Source organism: Arthrobacter sp. M71 S08 (genome assembly GCF_059089725.1).
In genome coordinates this window covers 70,572-87,680 of record NZ_JBNHEY010000003.1, presented here as the reverse complement: position 1 = coordinate 87,680, position 17,109 = coordinate 70,572, and the positions used below count along the sequence as shown (strand labels likewise).

Below are 17,109 nucleotides of genomic sequence, written 5' to 3'. Positions count from 1 at the left end.
TCAACGTGCTGAACTCGAGGCGGAGGTGAGCTCGTCCACGTCCAAAGAAGAGGACGACGACGACGGCGCGGTGACCCGCTCGATCGCCCAGAACACCGCTTCCGGAGTGGCCGGGCTGGCGAGCTCCACGGCGCAGTCGCCCGGCCCGAAGGCCGCAACTGCTTCGCGGAGGGCCTCGCGGACACTGAACGCCAGCATCAACGGGGGTTCGCCCACGGCCTTAGACCCGTAGACCACGCCGCTTTCGGTGGCCCGCTCGAACAGGTGGACGTTGAACTCCTCGGGCATCTCGGAGAAGCTCGGCAGCTTGTAGGTGCTGGCGGACTGCGTGGTGATCCGGCCGCGGTTGGCGCCGTCGGAGGTGTCCCAGCGCAGGTCCTCGAGCGTGAGCCACCCGGCGCCCTGCACGAAGCCGCCCTCGATCTGCCCGACGTCGATCATCGGCGAGAGGCTGTCGCCGACGTCGTGCACGATGTCCGTGCGCACCTGGCGATAGGCACCGGTGAAACGGTCGACTTCCACCTCGCTGAGCGCCGCGCCGTAACTGAAGTACTTGAACGGTTCGCCCTGCATGCGGGAGCTGTCCCAGTGCAGGCCTTCCGTCCTGTAGTACCCAGCGGCCCAGAGGGAGACCCGCTGGAAGTACGCGTCGCGGGCCACCTCGGCGAAGGTGAGCTCCGTATCGTGGAAGCCGATGCCGGTGACCTTCCCGTCGTCGAAACGGACGTCGTCGGGGTGGATGTTGAGCTTCCGGGCAGCAACCTCAGCCAGCCGGGAGCTGATCTGCTCGCAGGCGTTCTTGATGGCGCCGCCGTTGAGGTCGGCACCGGAACTTGCCGCCGTCGCCGACGTGTTGGGCACCTTGTCCGTCCGCGTCGGCGCGAGCCGAACCAGGGACAGCGGAATGCCAAGCGCCGTTGCAGCAACCTGCCGCATCTTGGTGTGTAGGCCCTGGCCCATCTCGGTGCCACCATGGTTGATCAGCACGGAGCCGTCTTTGTAGACGTGCACCAGCGCGCCTGCCTGGTTGAACGCGGTGAGGTTGAAGGAGATGCCGAACTTCACCGGGGTCATGCCGAGCGCCCGCTTGGTATTGGGGTGCTGCGCGTTGAACTCGGCTATTTCCTCGCGGCGCCGTGCGACGTCGGAACGATCCGCGAGCGACTGCCAGATCGCAGTCAGCCGTTCCGCATGCCGCACCGGCTGCCCGTACGGCGTGCTCTGCCCCGGCTCGTAGAAATTACGACGGCGAAGCTCGCTCGGATCGAGCCCCAGCAACGGCGCGCACCGACCCAGCAGGTCCTCCATGATGAGCATGCCCTGAGGGCCGCCGAAACCGCGGAACGCCGTCTGGGACGTCTTGTTAGTCTTCGCGATCCGGCCGTGGACCTCAATGTTCGGGATGTAGTACGCGTTGTCGATATGGCACAGCGCCCGCTGAAGCACGGGCTCGGAAAGGTCGAGGCTCCAGCCGCCGTCGCTGGTGAGGGTGGCTTTGAGCGCCTGGAGGCGACCGTCGTTGTCGAACCCTACTTCCCAGCGCGCGTGGAACGGGTGACGCTTTCCGGACATCGTGATGTCCTGCGTGCGGTTCAGCCGCAGCCGGACCGGCCGCCCGGTGAGGGTGGCGCCGAGGGCCGCGATGGCCGCGAAGCCGTGCGGCTGCATTTCCTTGCCGCCGAATCCGCCACCCATTCGGAGGCACTGCACCGTGACATCGTGGTTGGCGAGGTTCAGCACATGCGCCACGATCTCCTGCGTCTCCGAGGGGTGCTGGGTGCTGCACTGGACGAACATCTGCCCGGCCTCGTCGATGTACGCGAACGAGGCGTGGGTTTCCAGATAGAAGTGCTCCTGTCCGCTGAACTGGAACTCGCCGCTGAACCGGTGGGCTGAGTTCTCCAGAGCCGCGTCCGGCTCACCGCGCGCGATTGTCGGCCGGTTCCCCTGGAAGCTCTCGGCTTCGATGGCTTCTTCAACCGTGATCACTGACGGGAGCGGCTCGTAGTCAACCTCGACTGCCTCCGCCCCGAGGCGTGCAGCTTCCAGTGACTCGCCCAGCACCCAGCACACGGCATGGCCGTAGTACATGACTTCGCTGGGGAAGAGAGGTTCGTCGTGCTTGATTCCGGCGTCATTGACTCCCGGGACGTCCGACGCCGTCAGTACCCTCACCACGCCGGGAACCCCGAGCGCGGGCTCGGTGCGCATGCCAACGATGCGGGCGTGCGCGTGCGGGGCCTGGACCGGCCAGGCGTGCAGGACGTTCTGCCTCCGGACCACAAGGTCGTCGGTGTACAGCGCTGTTCCGGTTACGTGGGCGGCGGCGCTCTCATGGGAGACGGGAACGCCGACCACAGGGTTCACGGGACGATCGGCGAGCGACTTCACTTGGTCACCTCCAGAGCAGGTGCGTTCTCGGCATGGAATCTCAGCAGGGCCTGCCTCAGCATGGCGGAGCGGTAGAGCGAGCTGGCTCTCATGTCATCGATCGGCGTCCCTTCACCAGCCATAACGACGGCGGCGGCCGCCACCGTGTCGGATGTCCAGGGCTGCCCGACCAGCGCGCCTTCGGTTGCCAGTGCGCGTATCGGAGTCGCCGCCACGCCACCCAGCCCAATGCGGATGGAGCTTACGACGCCGTCACTGAGCTGAAGCGCGATAGCCACCGACACACTGGAGATGTCGTCGAAGCGCCGCTTGGCAATCTTGTAGAAGGCAGTGCTTTCGGCGAGCGGCAGCGGAATCCGGATGGCCCGGAGCATCTCGTGGGGCTTGCGGACGCTCTGGCGGTAGCCGGTGTAATACTCCGACAGCGGAACCTCCCGCTCACCGTCGGTGGAGGAAAGGACAACCCTCGCATCCAGCGCCAGGAAGACCGGCGCGGAGTCACCGATGGGTGAGCCGGTGGATAGGTTCCCGCCGAAGGTCGCGGCATTGCGGATCAGGCGTGAGGCGAACTGCGGGAACAGGTGGCTCAACAGCGGAACCCTGCCGTCGATTGTCCGCTCGACTTCTGAGAGTGTCAGGGCGGCACCGATCTCGATGGAGTCGGTGTCGAACGTCAGCGCCCGAAGTTCCTCCAGACGATCTATGGCGAGGACCAGCGGCGGACGCGAATGCCGGAGATTGACTTCAACGCCGAGGTCCGTGGCACCGGCAACGAGCTTCACGTCCGAGCTGTCCCGCAGGGTCTGATGCACTTCGTTCAGCGACTGCGGGCGGAGGAACTCAGCCTCGCCGTTGACCCTCGTGTGGCGCGGCGCAGGGGCCGGGCGGTTCTGGCGCTCCAGCAGTGGGTCGGAGTCTGTCGGTGTATCGAGTGCGTAGGCCGCGTCGCGGATGGGCCGGTAGCCGGTGCAGCGGCACAGGTTGCCGCTCAGCGCGTGGAGGTCGAATCCATTGGGGCCGCACTCGTGGTCGGTAGCATGCTCTTCACCGACGACGGCTGTTCCTGTTTCCTTCTCGCTCTCCGCCGCGCTGCGCTCCGGCCGGTAGTACTCCGCAGCCATTGAGCAGATGAATCCGGGGGTGCAGTATCCGCACTGCGAACCTCCGCGGTCCGCCATCTCGCGCTGTACCGGGTGCAGCTCCTCAGGAGTGCAGGCGTCCGAGACGTTTCCCAGCCCCTCGGCGGTGATGATTTCCTGGCCGTCGAAGGCCAGCGCCGGGGGTAGGCACGCGTTGACCGAGGTCCATCGACTGCGGTCGGATCCGTCCGGGCGGGCCACCAGGACCGCGCAGGCGCCGCACTCCCCTTCAGCGCAGCCTTCCTTGGATCCTGTAAGACCTTCGTCCCGTAACCAGTCGAGTAATCGAGTGTGGGGGTTTGTCCCGCTGCAGTCCCGGACTTTGCCGTTGACGGTTACCTTGATTCCGTCCATCATTCACGCTCCCGTACGAACCGGACCGACGCGCCAACCGAACCGCCTGGACAATCCCGGACCGCGTGGAAGGTCCGTGTCCAGAGTGTTCGTTACGTAGTTTCGGTGTGATCTAGCGTACACCCTTTCGACGGAAAATTGTTTCCACAATGTGGGATTTTCTGCGCTGCGACGACGAAGGCGATCGGGTGCGCTGGTGGTTTCCAAATGTCTGCTATATCTTCAGCGATAGAAACGTGCGGCTGCGGATCAGTCCCACGCTGATCAGGGGACACGCACGTGCACATATCTTCCCGCCTGCCCGGACGCCGGCAGCAGGCCATTGCAGTATTCTGCGCCGCTTTGACGACGCTCATCTTCATTTCGCCGATAGCTCCTGCTGCGGCCACTCCCGCCAATCCTCTGGCTGCCAATGAAGCCACTGAGCCAATCGTGACGTTCTCAAGCGTCCCTGTGGTCGGGGATCAGTTCCGGGCCGATGCCAAGATCGACCGGAGGGCGGTTTGGGAGAAGATCTCGTACCGCTGGTTTGTGGACGGGCAGCACGACCCCTCCGTATTGGGCCCTAGCTCCTTTACGGTCCGCCCGGACCACTTTGGTCGCCGCATTTCGGCTGAGCTGACTCTGAAAGCGTACGGCGAGGATCCAGTAGTTTACATGTCCGAGGAGTCTCTGCCTGTCCAAGGTGCCATCAGCTTCGGCTGGCAGGTGAACCCGGAGACGCCCATTCTGGGCAAGACTATTTCCACCGGCGCAAACGGCTTTATTCTGTCTCCCGTCCTCGACAGCGGACCGGAAAAAACCTACGTGTGGTCCCGGAACGGAGCCCCGATCCCCGGAGCGGATTCACCCTCCTATACGGTCACCGAGGAAGACCTGGGCGCCGATCTCACGAGCACAGTCACAGTGTCCGCGCCCGGATACAAGACGTGGACCAGCACGTCTTCCCCAGCCGAAGCGTTCCGGGGATACCTGGAACTGTCCTCACCGCCCACCATCACCTGGGACCGTAGCGTCGCCTCCAACAACGTTCCCACCGGCACCGTGCTGCGAGCCTCTGCCCCTCCGGTCACCGGTACCGCGCCAACTGACCTGACCTATGCGTACCAGTGGTATGCCTCGGGCGACTGGACGACCGAAGCGATTCCCGGCGCGACCGGGTCGACGTACACCGCTGCCCCGGGATACATCGGCAAGAGTATTAATGTCGGCGTCACACCAGTCGCTGCTCATTACAAGGGCCGGGTAGGGGGCGTCGCATCCAACCTACGACCGTACGTCTGGGGCAAGTTCACGGGAGTCACCGCCCCGACTATCAAAGGCACGGCCCTACCCGGTGAAGTCCTCACCGCCGTGCCTGGAACCCCCAGTCCTTCTGCTGAGACCATCATGTACGAGTGGTACCGAGACGAAGAGAAGCTCACCGTCTGGAGTGCCGACCCGACGTATGCGGTCACGCGGGATGACCGCGGACACAGGATTTCGGTGCGCGCCCGATACCACCGCACCCACTATTACGACAGCACCACGAGCTTATCCAGGCCGATAGCACCGACCTTCGACCCCCGCGCTTTCATGGATTTCACCGGCGACGATAAATCAGACGTCCTGGCACGTGACAAAGCCGGTGTTCTCTGGGTATACCCAGGCAACGGAGCTGGCGGCTGGAAACCCCGCTACCAGCTTCAGAACGGACACGAGGGCTTCCTCGGCCTCGTCAGAACGGGCGACTTCAACGGTGACGGCCTCCCTGACTATCTCGCCCAGGACGCCTGGGGAAAGTTGTGGATGTCCGACGGGCCTTCCGGATCCTTTGTCGGAACCGGCTGGAACGGATTCACCATTATTGCCCCTGACGACTTCAACGGCGACGGGAAGGTCGATGTCATGGCCCGGGACAAGTACGGTGCCCTCTACCTCTACCCTGGCAACGGGACCGGCGGCTTCAAGCCTCGGGTAAAGATCGGCTCAGGCTGGCAGAACTTCACGACCATCTTCGGCCCCGGGGATTTCAGCGGCGACGGGAAGGTCGATGTCATGGCCCGCGACAAGTATGGGGCCCTCTACCTGTACCCGGGAAACAGGTCCGGCGGCTGGAAGCCACGGGTGAAAATCGGCTCAGGCTGGCAGAACTTCACCAGCGTTAGTGCCGCGGGCGACTTCGACGGCGACGGGAACGTCGACGTCATGGCCCGCGACAAGTATGGGGCCCTCTACCTGTACCCGGGAAACGGGTCCGGCGGCTGGAAGCCGCGAGTGAAAATCGGCTCAGGCTGGCAGAACTTCACCAGCATCTTCTAGCCAGACGGTCGCACCTAACAGCACTACCAAGGGGAAGGAATCCCGTAACTCCCCCGATAGAACAACAAAGGATCTTCGTCGTTGCCCTCTTCCAGCGCATGGACCAGGGCCGCAACGATGGTGTGGTCACCGCCGTCGTACTCCGCCCACAGCGTGCAGTCCGCCCATGCAATGCACCCGTCCAGAACCGGTGCTCCCGAAGGTGCCGGCGACCACCGGACGCCGGCGAAGCGATCCGCTCCCGGGCGCGCGAACGCGTTGCTGATTTCTTTTTGCTCCACGGAGAGAACATTGATGCAGAAGTTGCCGGCGTCGCGGATCAAGGGCCATGTCGTCGAGGTCCGCGCAGGATTGAAGCTGACAAGCGGCGGGTCCAGCGACAGGGAGGCAAAGGACTGGCAGGTGAAGCCAACCGGGCCGTCGTCGCTCACGGCAGTCACGACGGTGATACCGGAGCAGAATCTGCCCAGGACCTCGCGCTGCGTTTTGCCGCCTCCGGGGAACGGTGCCATACGGTGATCCTCTCGGCCGGGACCAGGACCGGCATTGAATGACCCCTTAGACTCTCGACTGCCATGGGCGAGGTATCCAGTTCTTTACCTCAGGTTTCGCTTCTCTCTGCGGCTCGGGAACCGGCACCCATACTGGGAAAAGCGCCAGCTTCGAAGGAGACCCCATGGCAACCACTGACGGACCACGCCGACACGTCCGCTTCAACGCGTTCGACATGAACTGCGTGGGACACCAGTCCCCCGGCATGTGGCGCCATCCGGACGATCAGTCCTGGCGGTACAAGGACATCCGCTACTGGGCGGATCTGGCGCAGACATTGGAGAAGGGCCTCTTCGACGGCATCTTCATCGCCGATGTCCTTGGAACCTATGACACCTACGGGTCCTCCAACGCCTCCGCGCTCCGGGAGGGCACACAGGTCCCCGTCAATGATCCCTTCCTCCTGGTGTCCGCGATGGCCGTTGTCACTGAGAACCTCGGCTTCGGCGTCACGGCCGGCACCGCCTACGAGCACCCTTACCCGTTCGCCCGCCGCCTATCCACGCTGGACCACATCACCAACGGACGCTTCGGTTGGAACGTGGTGACCGGCTACCTGCCATCCGCGGCGCGCAACATGGGCAACGAGGACCAGCTCGAGCACGATGAACGCTACAACCACGCAGACGAATACCTTGAGGTGATCTACAAGCTGCTCGAAGGCTCCTGGGAGGACGACGCCGTCGTGCGCGACCGCGAGCGCGGCATCTTCACCGATCCGGAGAAGATTCACGAAATCCGGCATGAGGGCAAGTACTTCAAGGTCCCCGGCATACACATCAGCGAACCTTCGCCCCAGCGCACCCCCGTGATCTATCAGGCTGGGGCGTCCCCCCGCGGCATGGGTTTCGCGGCAGGGAACGCGGAGGCGATCTTCGTCGCCTCGCCCACCAAGTCCATCCTCAAGGACACAGTGACGAAGATCCGCGACGCCGTCGAGGCGGCCGGACGGGACCGGCACTCGGTGCGGATCTATACCCTGCTCACCGTTATTACCGACGAGACCAGCGAAGCCGCGCACGCCAAGCACGAGGAATACAAGCAGTATGCCAGCAACGAGGGTGCGCTGACCCTGATGTCGGGCTGGATGGGCATCGACTTGTCTGAGTACGCCCTCGATGATCCGATCGGTGAGGTGAAGTCCAACGCCATCCAGTCGACGGTGTCGAACTTCCAGAAAGTGAACGACGACGGCAAGCCCTGGACAGTGCGCGACATCGCGGAGTCGGCGAGTATCGGCGGCCTTGGCCCGCGACTGGTCGGTTCCGGCGCGGAGGTGGCCGAGGAGCTTATTGCCTGGGTCGACGAGACCGACGTCGACGGCTTCAACCTGGCTTACGCCATCACGCCCGGAACCTTCGAGGACATCGTGAAGTACGTTGTGCCCGAACTGCAGGCGCGCGGTGCCTACCAGACCGAATACGCTCCCGGAACGCTCCGCAACAAGCTCTTCGGCAAGGGCGACCGGCTGCCGGAGGACCACAAGGGCAGCGGTTACCGGGTAGGAGCTGCAGTCCGGCAGGGTTAGTCACCTCATAGGCCTGAGCAGCGCTGCCGCCGGGCTCACTGCCAGACTGGACCACATAAAACTTCCTCCTGCTGGTTACCGCCGACGATCCACTCAGCCCGCTGTCCAATGCGTCTTCCAGCCTACGGTGCACCAGCCGTCTCATGTGATCCACATCGCACCCGGAATAGGTGCTCCCGCACGAGTGCTTCATCCTATGAAAGCTTCCGTGAAAGGACTCCCGCATGCTGTTTTCCCCGATCACCCTTGGCGAGCTGAAACTGCCCAACCGCCTGGTCATGGCGCCGCTTACCCGCTGCCGTTCCGGGGAGGACGGTGTTCCCGGCCCCATGGTCGTCGAGCACTACCGCCAGCGCGCATCTCTCGGGCTGATCGTCAGCGAGGGAACGTATCCCAGCCACGCCGGCCAGGGCTTTCCAGGCCAGCCGGGGCTGGTGACCGAGGAACAGCTCGAAGGCTGGTCGCGGGTCACTGACGCCGTTCATGCCGAAGGCGGCCGCATCTTCGCTCAGGTCATGCACGCAGGGCGCGTCACCCATGAGGACACCAATGGCGGCCGGACCGTCGTGGGCCCAAGCGCCATCGCGATCGATGGCCTGACCCGCACCTACAAGGGCAAGCAGCCCTACCCGGTCCCGCATGCGTTGACGCCCACGGAAATACAGGGCGTCATTCAGGAGTTCGTCCAGGGTTCACTCAATGCCATCAAGGCCGGGTTCGACGGCGTCGAGATGCACTCCGCCAACGGTTACCTCCTCCACGAATTCCTCTCCCCCGCTGCCAACCAGCGCGATGACGAGTACGGCGGCTCCCCGGAGAACCGGGTGAGGTTCGTTGTCGAGGTAGTGAAGGCAGTAGCCGAAGAAGTCGGCGCAGAGCGGGTAGGAATCCGTATCTCCCCGGAGCACAACATCCAGGGCGCAAACGAGCTGGACCATGAGGATCTCCGCCGCACCTACTCACTGCTGACGCAGGCTCTTTCACCGCTGGGCCTGGCGTATCTCAGCGTGCTGCATAAGGAGCCCGCCGGTGAGCTCGTCCGGGAACTGCGCGAACAGTTCGACGGCGCGTTCCTGCTGAACACGGGGTTCAGCGTCATGACCACAAGGGATGAGGCGATCGCACTGGTCGAGAACGACCTGGCCGACGCCGTCGTCGTCGGCCGTCCGGCCATCGCCAATCCCGACCTGGTGCGTCGCTGGAAGGAAGACCTGCCGGTCAACGAACCGGACATGGCGACCTTCTACACCAGCGGCGCCGAGGGCTACACGGACTACCCCGCCTACCAACCGGCCTAAGCTTAGGCGGTGACCATGGAGTTGCCTTGGGCGGTACAGGTGTTCACCCCGTATGGGATCACGCACTTGGGCCTCCTGGTCGGAGTCACCGTCGGTTCGGCGCTGCTGGTGATCCTCGGACGTCGGCACCGGTGCAGCCCCGGCAGCCGTACCTTCTCACGTGCATTCGCCTCGGTGCTTCTGGTGTACGCGTTGACTATGCTGGTCTTCCGCCTGCAACCTTCGCAATGGGACCTTGATTCCTCGTTACCCCTGCACATTTCGGACCTCGCCTGGATGGTGGCTGTCTACGCCCTGTGGAGCCGGCGAAAATGGGCTTTCTCGCTGACCTACTACTGGGGGCTTACCCTGATACCGCACGCGATGATCACGCCTGCCGTCAGAGCCGGTTTTCCGGACATCTACTTCATCGACTACTGGGTCCAGCACGCTTTGGTGCTCTGGGCAACCGTATATCTCACCTGGGGTCTCGGAATGCGGCCGAACTGGCACAGCTACGCCACGGTTGTGGCGGCCACCCTGGTGTGGGCTGTCCTGGTGTTCGGATTCAACGCGGTCGCCGGGACGAACTACGGTTTCCTCAACGCCAAGCCTCCCGATTCCTCAGTATTGGACCTGATGGGAGACTGGCCCTGGTACCTGGCCGTTGAAGTTGCCGTCGCCCTCTCCCTTTGGGCACTGATCACCTGGCCCTGGACGCGGAAGCCCGTGGTCAGGTGAGCTTGATCTGCCGGTTCACGTCCTTGTACAGCAGGTACCGGAAGTTGGACGGGCCGCCCGCGTAGCAGGCTTGGGGGCAGAAGGCGCGGAGGGACATGTAATCGCCCTCCTGGACCTCCACCCAGTCCTGGTTGAGCCGGTACACGGCCTTGCCTTCAAGCACGTACAGGCCGTGCTCCATGACGTGGGTCTCCGCGAAGGGAATGACGGCGCCGGGCTCGAAGGTGACCACGTTGATGTGCATGTCGTACGCCATGTCATCGGTCGGCAGCATGCGGGTGGTGCGCCACTTGTTGTCCGTGCCGGGCATCGCGCCGGGCTCGATATCCTGCTCGTTGCCCACACGCGCCTTCGGGGTGTGCCCGGCGAGCGGCTGGTAGGCCTTGCGGATCCACTGGAACTTCGCGGGCTCCGGCGCGGAATTGGACACCTCCCAGTCAGCTCCCGGCGGAACGAACGCAAAGCCGCCCGGCGTGAGGTCGTGCAGTTCGCCGTCGAGCTTGACGGTGAGCGTTCCCTCGAGGAGGAACACGAACGACTCCACTCCGGCCTCGGGTTCGGGATCGGTGGACCCGCCGCCCTGCGATACCTCCACGAGGTACTGGGCGAACGTCGTCGCACCGCCGGCCACCGGGCGGTTCAGGATCCAGGTGCGGGTTCCCGTCCATTCAGGGAGTTCGCTCACCACGATGTCGCGAAGGACCCCGCGGGGAATCACGGTGTAGGCCTCGGTGACGACGGCGCGTCCGGTCAAAAGGTCCGTCTGCGGCGGCAGTACGGATTCGGGTGCGTAGTAGTTGCTCAACGTTCAGTCCTTAGATATTTTCAGCTGTTTCAGGAAGCTTCCGCGGATGCGCGAGAGCTTCCAGGTCGGGAAGGGATATGCCGGCCAGTTCGTTTACTTCGGCCTCGGTGACGGCGCCGCAGAGCACGCCGCGGTGGACGAAGCGGGCAAGTGCCCTGGCGGTTGCAGGCTCATCGAGGATCGCGCTCTCGATCCGGTGCACGTAGTTGCGAAGGCGCGTGGCCGCTGCCGGAAGGCCCTCCCGGTAGAACGTGTACGTGGAAATGAACCGGCTGGGCAGCTGCGCAGGGTGCAGGTCCCACCCCTGGTAGTAGCCGCGTTCCAGCGAGCGTCGCACCAGCCTGGCGTGCAGTGCCCAGGCCGCGGACACCTCGGTGTCCGTGCCGACCGGCAGGATATTGGTCGACCCGTCCGACAGTCGGACGCCGGTGCCGGCGACCGCCACCTGCATGACCTGCTTGGCATAGTCGGCCGCGGGGTGTTCCATCGACTGGTAGGCGGCGGCGATCTGCAGCGAATCGCTGTAGTCATACGTGCCGTAGTGCAGGGCGGATACCCGGCCCTCCGCACGGTGAAGCAGTTGTGCAACAGGCACGGTGCCGTCGGCAGCCAGAATCAGCTGCGGCGTTTCCATCTGCACCTCGAACCGGAGCCTGCCTGACGGAAGGCCATGCACGGCTTCGAGCCGCTCGCATGCGAACACCATGGCTTCGACCTGCGCCACCGTCGACACCTTCGGCAGGGTCAGCACCAGCCCCTCGGGAAGCGGACCTTCAGCGAGCAGCCCGCCCACGAAGAGGTCCAGCGTCCGCAGCGCACGACGGCGGGTCGGCTCCTCGAAGCACTTGAACCGGATGCCGATGAACGGCGGCGCGATCCCGTCCCGCGCCGCCCGTGCCACGGCGATGGCTGCGCGGGCAGCGTCGGCATCCTCTTCGTCGTCGGGCCGGTTGCCGTACCCGTCCTCGAAGTCGAGGCGGAGGTCCTCGATTGGCTCGGCGGCGAGCTTCGCGCTCACCAGCGTGCCGACGTCGTCGTTCGCGCCCAAAGCGCTGCACAGCGCACCCATGCCACCGGAGCGTTCGACGGCGGCAACCGCCTCACGCCCCCAGTCACCCGGGAGGGAAGGCTGGTACCGGTCGGCCGGAACATACACCGTATGCACCGACTGCCGGGCACCGCTGTCGCCGGGGTAGCTGAAGCGCAGGAGACGGTCAGTGTCAGCCAGCTTCGAGTCGATCGCGGCATAGTCGTCGAAACCGAGAGCGAACTTCACTCAGCTCACCAACTCATAGGCAGGGAGGGTGAGGAAATCCGTGTAGTCCTCGGAGACGCAGATGTCCGCGATGAGGCGACTTGCCGGCTCGTAGAACCTGGTGAACGCTTCGTCGCCGACTTCGCCGTGCAGCCTCTCGGTTTCCTCCGCGAGGATCGAGTTCACCAGGTCGGGGGTGACCGTATTGCCGGTGTCGGCCAACACGACCTTGTTCCGGATCTGCTGCCAGACCTGGGAGCGGGAGATTTCTGCCGTTGCCGCATCTTCCATCAGGTTGTGGATGGCGACCGCACCGTTCCCGGACAGCCACACCGCAACATAGGCGACGGCGACATAAAGGTTGGCGCGCAGGCCCACCTCGGTGACGTCACCGTCGGCGGATTCCACGTCGAGGAGTTGCTCTGCAGTTACGTCGACCTCGGGCCGCTGCCGGTCAATCTGGTTCGGCTTGTCTCCCAGGACGGCATCGAAGACCTCACGGCACACGGGCACGAGGTCGGGGTGGGCAACCCAGGAGCCGTCGAAGCCGTCATTGGCCTCGCGGGTCTTGTCCGCGCGGACCTTCTCGAAGGCCTGGGCCGTAACCTCGGGTTCGCGGCGGTTGGGGATGAACGCGGCCATGCCGCCCATGGCGAAGGCGCCGCGACGGTGGCAGGTCTTCACCAGAAGTTCGGTGTACGCCCGCATGAATGGAGCGGTCATGGCAACCGACGCACGGTCAGGCAGGATGAAGGATTCACCGCCGTCGCGGAAGTACTTGATGATGCTGAAGAGGTAGTCCCAACGCCCGGCGTTCAGGCCGGAGGCGTGGTCGCGCAGTTCGTACAGGATCTCGTCCATCTCGAACGCAGCCGGAATGGTCTCGATAAGCACCGTCGCGCGGACCGAGCCCTGCGGGACCCCGACGTAATCCTGTGCGAACACGAAGATGTCATTCCACAGCCGAGCCTCAAGGTGGCTCTCCAGCTTGGGCAGGTAGTAGTAGGGACCGCTGCCGGTCTCGAGGAGGTGCCTGGCGTTGTGGAAGAAGTGGAGCCCGAAGTCCACCAGCGCACCAATCGCGGGCTCACCGTCGATCGTGATGTTCTTCTCCGGGAGGTGCCAGCCTCGTGGGCGGGCAACGACGACGGCGAGCGGCGCGTCCGTCCGCAGCGCATACTCCTTGCCCTCGGGCGAGGTGTAGCTCAGCGATCCGCGGGCCGCCCGGTACAGGTTCACCTGGGAATCGACGACGTTGTGCCAGGTGGGCGAACTTGCATCCTCGAGGTCCGCCAGCCACACCTTGGCGCCGGAGTTGAGGGCGTTGATGGCCATCTTGACCGGGGAGGCCGGGCCGGTCATTTCCACGCGGCGATCCTGAAGCTGCGGCGGTGCCTCGGCGACGGTCCAGTTTGCCTTGCGGATCTCGGCGGTCTCCGGGAGGAAGTCCAGCCTGCCGGTCTGTGCCACTTCCTCCCGGCGCCCCGCGCGGGCGGTCAGCCGCTCGTTCCGCGTTGTCCGGAATTCCTGATGCAGCTTCTCGATGAACTGGAGCGCCTCCGGGGTGAGGATGGTCTCCGCGCCGTCGACCGGCGCCTTATCCGTGAGTTCGATAGACATATGTCCTGCTCCTACTCTGCTGATACTGCGGCGGGGCGCTGATCCGCTGAACCGGCGGACGCGTGAGCTGCTGCGGCAACCGCTGCGGCAACGTCGCCGGCGACGTGCGGATCAAAGACGCTGGGAATGATGAAGCTGGCGTTGAGTTCATCATCGTCCACCCGGGCGGCGATTGCGACAGCCGCGGCAACAAGCATTTCCGGGGTGATGTCGGAGGCACCGGCGTCGAGCAGTCCCCGGAAGAAGCCCGGGAAGGCGAGCACGTTGTTGATCTGGTTCGGGAAGTCACTGCGGCCGGTGGCGACGACGGCCGCATGCCGTGCGGCGATGATCGGGTCGATCTCCGGATCCGGATTGGCCATCGCGAAGACAATTGCCTGGTCAGCCATGGAAGCGACCTGCTCCTCGCCGAGGATGTTCGGGCCGCTGACGCCGATGAAGACGTCCGCGCCGGCCAGCGCTTCGTGGAGTGATCCAGCGAAGCCGTCCTGGTTGGTATTCTCCGCGATCCAGCGCCGGTGCTCGTCCGTGTGGGTCTGCCCGTTGTGGATCGCGCCCTTGCGGTCGCACGCGACGATGTTCTTCGCGCCCTGCGCCTGCAGCAGCTGGATGATGGCGGACCCGGCAGCGCCGACGCCCGAAACCACAATGCGCACGTTCTCGATCCGCTTGTCCACTACGCGGAGCGCGTTGGTGAGCGCGGCCAGCGTCACGATGGCGGTGCCGTGCTGGTCATCGTGGAAAACCGGGATGTCCAATTCCGCTCGGAGCCGGTTCTCGATTTCGAAGCAGCGCGGCGCGGCAATGTCCTCAAGGTTCACGCCGCCATAGACGGGCGCGAGCGCCTTGACGATGCTGATGATTTCCTCGGTGTCCTGGGTGTCCAGGCAAACGGGCCAGGCGTCCACGTTGGCGAACTGCTTGAACAGGGCGGCCTTGCCCTCCATCACGGGCAGCGCGGCAGCCGGGCCGATATTGCCGAGGCCCAGCACGGCCGAACCGTCGGTGACCACAGCAATGGTGTTGCGCTTGACGGTGAGGCGGCGGGCGTCGTCGGGATTTTCCGCAATGGCAAGACAAACGCGTGCGACGCCGGGAGTGTAGGCACGGGAGAGATCGTCGCGGTTGCGCAGCGGAACCTTGGGGACGACTTCCAGCTTTCCGCCGAGGTGCATCAGGAAGGTGCGGTCGCTGAGCTTCTTGACGTGAACGCCGTCGAGAGCGTTGAGCGCATCCCGCACGCGCTCACCGTGGGCGGCGTCCGTGGTGTTGCAGCTGACATCCACCACGATGCTGTCGTGGTGGGATTCGGTGACATCGAGGGCGGTGATGGATGCGCCGGTGGAGCCGACGGCAGCGGCCAGTTCCGCAGTAGCGGTAAAGCTCGACGGCGCCTGGACGCGCAGGGTGATTGAGTAGCCGGGGCTAGGACTCGCCATTGAAGATCCTCCTGGGTGCGGCCGTTCCCGGCCTGCTGTGTGTTTCCGTATTATGGATATTATTATCTGTCTTATGGAAACACAAGCGCCTCGCCATTTGACGGGCGATCCTTCCGGAGAGGCCAGTGCAGCAGTGCGGCCCACCGCGGCACGAGCCCGTCTCGGGACCCAAGAATAGTTACAGTCCCTCCGTTCACAATCGAGGGAAAATAGTTTCCATCAGGTGGAATTGCGATATGGTTAGGGAAACTATGCACACGGGTCGAGCTGAGCAGCGCGAGCGATCCGATGAGGAAGGAAACCCAATGGCTGAGAAGGCTGCAGGTGGCGGCGTCCAGTCGGTTGAGCGCGTATTCGAACTGCTGGAGTTGATCACCGACGCGGGCGGTGAGGTCACTCTGAGCGAGCTGTCCTCCTCGACAGACCTGCCGCTGCCCACCATCCATCGGCTCCTGCGCACGCTGGTGATGAAGGGCTACGCCCGCCAGCTTCCCAACCGCCGCTACGCCCTCGGTCCTCGACTGATCCGGCTGGGCGAGGGCGCCAACAAGCAGCTCGGCGCGCTGGCGCGTCCGCAGTTGAAGATGCTCGTGGACCGCCTGGGCGAGACCTCCAACATGGCGGTGCTCGACTCGGACATGGTGGTCTACATTGCCCAGGTACCTTCTTCACACTCCATGCGCATGTTCACCGAAGTGGGACGCCGGGCTCATACCCATGACACCGGCGTCGGGAAAGCCATCCTGGCCCAGCTGGACAACGAGACCGTACGCAACATCGTGACGCGGGCCGGCATGCCCACGCCCACGGAGAAGAGCATCAGTTCAGTGGATCAGCTTCTTGAGGAGCTCGACCAGATCCGCGAGCGCGGTTACTCCATCGATGAGCAGGAGCAGGAGCTTGGCGTCCGCTGTTTCGCGATGGCCGTGCCCAACGCTCCCACTCCGACCGCCATCTCGGTTTCCGGACCGATCTCCCGCGTGGACGAAGGATTCGCTGACAAAGCCGTACCGCTGCTCCGATCCGCGGCGCAGGCCATCTCGGACGACCTCAACCTCGCCAGCTAGGTTCACGCAAGCGGCGTATCATGCGTCCATGACGGTTGAGGTCCACCCCGCCACGGCTGACCGGTTCGACGACGTCGCCTCCCTCCTTGCGCCGAAAATGCCGGGCGCCGGGGCTTGCTGGTGCCTGTCTCCCCGTTTGGCGTCGTCCGAACTCAGTGCGCTGGGCACCGAAGGCCGGCCTGCCCGGATGCGGCAGTTGTGTGGTGAGGACCCACCGCCCGGACTGCTCGCCTACCTTGAGGGCGAACCCGTGGGCTGGTGTGCCGTCGGCCCCCGGGCCAACATGGGGCGGCTCACCCGTTCGCGCACGATTCAGCAGGTGGACGATGTTCCGGTGTGGAGCGTCATCTGCTTTGTGGTCAAGGCGGGATACCGGCGTCGTGGGGTTGCCACCCGGCTTTTGCAGGAAGCCGTGACGTTTGCCGGTTCACACGGCGCACCTGCGATCGAGGGCTATCCGATTGACGCCGAGGGCACCCGGATCAACACCACACTGGCCTTCGTCGGCACCACGGCGCTGTTCGAGAAGGTCGGCTTCGAGCGGGTCGCTGAAACGAAGGCGACGAGTGCCGGACGCACTAGATGGATCATGCGGCGTGATCTGGGACAACTCACCTAGCCCCTATTGCCTCTGGCTGAA

Annotated in this window: 13 protein-coding genes; 6 read left to right on the top strand and 7 right to left on the bottom strand. The window is 64.5% G+C overall.

The features are described from left to right. Together xdhB and AC5RTB_RS07790 are read right to left on the bottom strand one after the other, a co-directional pair. A complete protein-coding gene (xdhB, locus tag AC5RTB_RS07795; protein ID WP_494060498.1) occupies positions 1–2,391 on the bottom strand; it encodes a xanthine dehydrogenase molybdopterin binding subunit in 2,391 nt (796 codons plus the stop codon). After that, positions 2,388–3,884 (bottom strand): xanthine dehydrogenase small subunit, encoded by a 1,497-nt coding sequence (locus AC5RTB_RS07790; protein ID WP_494060844.1) that lies wholly within the window; start codon positions 3,882–3,884, stop codon positions 2,388–2,390. The genes xdhB and AC5RTB_RS07790 overlap by 4 nt, the downstream gene beginning before the upstream one ends. A gap of 279 nt (positions 3,885–4,163) precedes the next feature. Between AC5RTB_RS07790 and AC5RTB_RS07785 the strand changes: the two genes are divergently transcribed. Then, a complete protein-coding gene (locus AC5RTB_RS07785; RefSeq protein ID WP_494060497.1) occupies positions 4,164–6,185 on the top strand; it encodes an FG-GAP-like repeat-containing protein in 2,022 nt (673 codons plus the stop codon). Between the two features lie 23 nt (positions 6,186–6,208). Here the strand turns inward: AC5RTB_RS07785 and AC5RTB_RS07780 are convergent, their stop codons facing one another. Then, positions 6,209–6,697 (bottom strand): flavin reductase family protein, encoded by a 489-nt coding sequence (locus AC5RTB_RS07780; RefSeq protein WP_494060496.1) that lies wholly within the window; start codon positions 6,695–6,697, stop codon positions 6,209–6,211. Between the two features lie 164 nt (positions 6,698–6,861). Between AC5RTB_RS07780 and AC5RTB_RS07775 the strand changes: the two genes are divergently transcribed. The 3 genes from AC5RTB_RS07775 to AC5RTB_RS07765 all read left to right on the top strand — a co-directional run bounded on the left by AC5RTB_RS07775 (position 6,862) and on the right by AC5RTB_RS07765 (position 10,283). Continuing rightward, complete coding sequence (locus AC5RTB_RS07775; protein WP_494060495.1) at positions 6,862–8,265, top strand: LLM class flavin-dependent oxidoreductase; 1,404 nt, start codon at positions 6,862–6,864, stop codon at positions 8,263–8,265. 224 nt (positions 8,266–8,489) lie between these two features. After that, positions 8,490–9,563 carry an alkene reductase gene (locus AC5RTB_RS07770; RefSeq protein ID WP_494060494.1) on the top strand — a complete coding sequence of 358 codons (1,074 nt, stop codon included), beginning with the start codon at positions 8,490–8,492 and terminating at the stop codon, positions 9,561–9,563. A gap of 15 nt (positions 9,564–9,578) precedes the next feature. After that, positions 9,579–10,283 (top strand): YwaF family protein, encoded by a 705-nt coding sequence (locus AC5RTB_RS07765; protein ID WP_494060843.1) that lies wholly within the window; start codon positions 9,579–9,581, stop codon positions 10,281–10,283. On the opposite strand, the gene AC5RTB_RS07760 is transcribed toward AC5RTB_RS07765, so the two are convergent. The 4 genes from AC5RTB_RS07760 to AC5RTB_RS07745 are packed head-to-tail and all read right to left on the bottom strand — an operon-like array spanning position 10,276 to position 15,402. Next, positions 10,276–11,088 (bottom strand): bifunctional allantoicase/(S)-ureidoglycine aminohydrolase, encoded by an 813-nt coding sequence (locus tag AC5RTB_RS07760; RefSeq protein WP_494060493.1) that lies wholly within the window; start codon positions 11,086–11,088, stop codon positions 10,276–10,278. The two genes, AC5RTB_RS07765 and AC5RTB_RS07760, sit on opposite strands and share 8 nt — an antisense overlap. 10 nt (positions 11,089–11,098) lie before the next feature. Then, positions 11,099–12,364 carry a DUF6986 family protein gene (locus tag AC5RTB_RS07755; protein ID WP_494060492.1) on the bottom strand — a complete coding sequence of 422 codons (1,266 nt, stop codon included), beginning with the start codon at positions 12,362–12,364 and terminating at the stop codon, positions 11,099–11,101. After that, positions 12,365–13,963 (bottom strand): malate synthase A, encoded by a 1,599-nt coding sequence (gene aceB, locus AC5RTB_RS07750; RefSeq protein ID WP_494060491.1) that lies wholly within the window; start codon positions 13,961–13,963, stop codon positions 12,365–12,367. Between the two features lie 11 nt (positions 13,964–13,974). Continuing rightward, positions 13,975–15,402, bottom strand: a complete 1,428-nt coding sequence (locus tag AC5RTB_RS07745) for an NAD-dependent malic enzyme (protein ID WP_494060490.1) — start codon at positions 15,400–15,402, stop codon at positions 13,975–13,977. Positions 15,403–15,707: 305 nt separating this feature from the next. Between AC5RTB_RS07745 and AC5RTB_RS07740 the strand changes: the two genes are divergently transcribed. Next, positions 15,708–16,469: an IclR family transcriptional regulator gene (locus AC5RTB_RS07740; RefSeq protein ID WP_490892646.1), complete on the top strand. Its 762-nt coding sequence runs from the start codon at positions 15,708–15,710 to the stop codon at positions 16,467–16,469. A 28-nt stretch (positions 16,470–16,497) separates the two neighbouring features. After that, positions 16,498–17,088: a GNAT family N-acetyltransferase gene (locus AC5RTB_RS07735; RefSeq protein WP_494060489.1), complete on the top strand. Its 591-nt coding sequence runs from the start codon at positions 16,498–16,500 to the stop codon at positions 17,086–17,088. Positions 17,089–17,109: the final 21 nt, after the last annotated feature.

Bases quoted from the DNA above. Each gene is read 5' to 3' on its own strand.
- AC5RTB_RS07790 (WP_494060844.1), bottom strand. From the start codon at position 3,884: ATGGACGGAATCAAGGTAACCGTCAACGGCAAAGTCCGGGACTGCAGC.
- AC5RTB_RS07780 (WP_494060496.1), bottom strand. From the start codon at position 6,697: ATGGCACCGTTCCCCGGAGGCGGCAAAACGCAGCGCGAGGTCCTGGGC.
- AC5RTB_RS07775 (WP_494060495.1), top strand. From the start codon at position 6,862: ATGGCAACCACTGACGGACCACGCCGACACGTCCGCTTCAACGCGTTC.
- AC5RTB_RS07770 (WP_494060494.1), top strand. From the start codon at position 8,490: ATGCTGTTTTCCCCGATCACCCTTGGCGAGCTGAAACTGCCCAACCGC.
- AC5RTB_RS07765 (WP_494060843.1), top strand. From the start codon at position 9,579: ATGGAGTTGCCTTGGGCGGTACAGGTGTTCACCCCGTATGGGATCACG.
- aceB (WP_494060491.1), bottom strand. From the start codon at position 13,963: ATGTCTATCGAACTCACGGATAAGGCGCCGGTCGACGGCGCGGAGACC.
- AC5RTB_RS07745 (WP_494060490.1), bottom strand. From the start codon at position 15,402: ATGGCGAGTCCTAGCCCCGGCTACTCAATCACCCTGCGCGTCCAGGCG.
- AC5RTB_RS07740 (WP_490892646.1), top strand. From the start codon at position 15,708: ATGGCTGAGAAGGCTGCAGGTGGCGGCGTCCAGTCGGTTGAGCGCGTA.
- AC5RTB_RS07735 (WP_494060489.1), top strand. From the start codon at position 16,498: ATGACGGTTGAGGTCCACCCCGCCACGGCTGACCGGTTCGACGACGTC.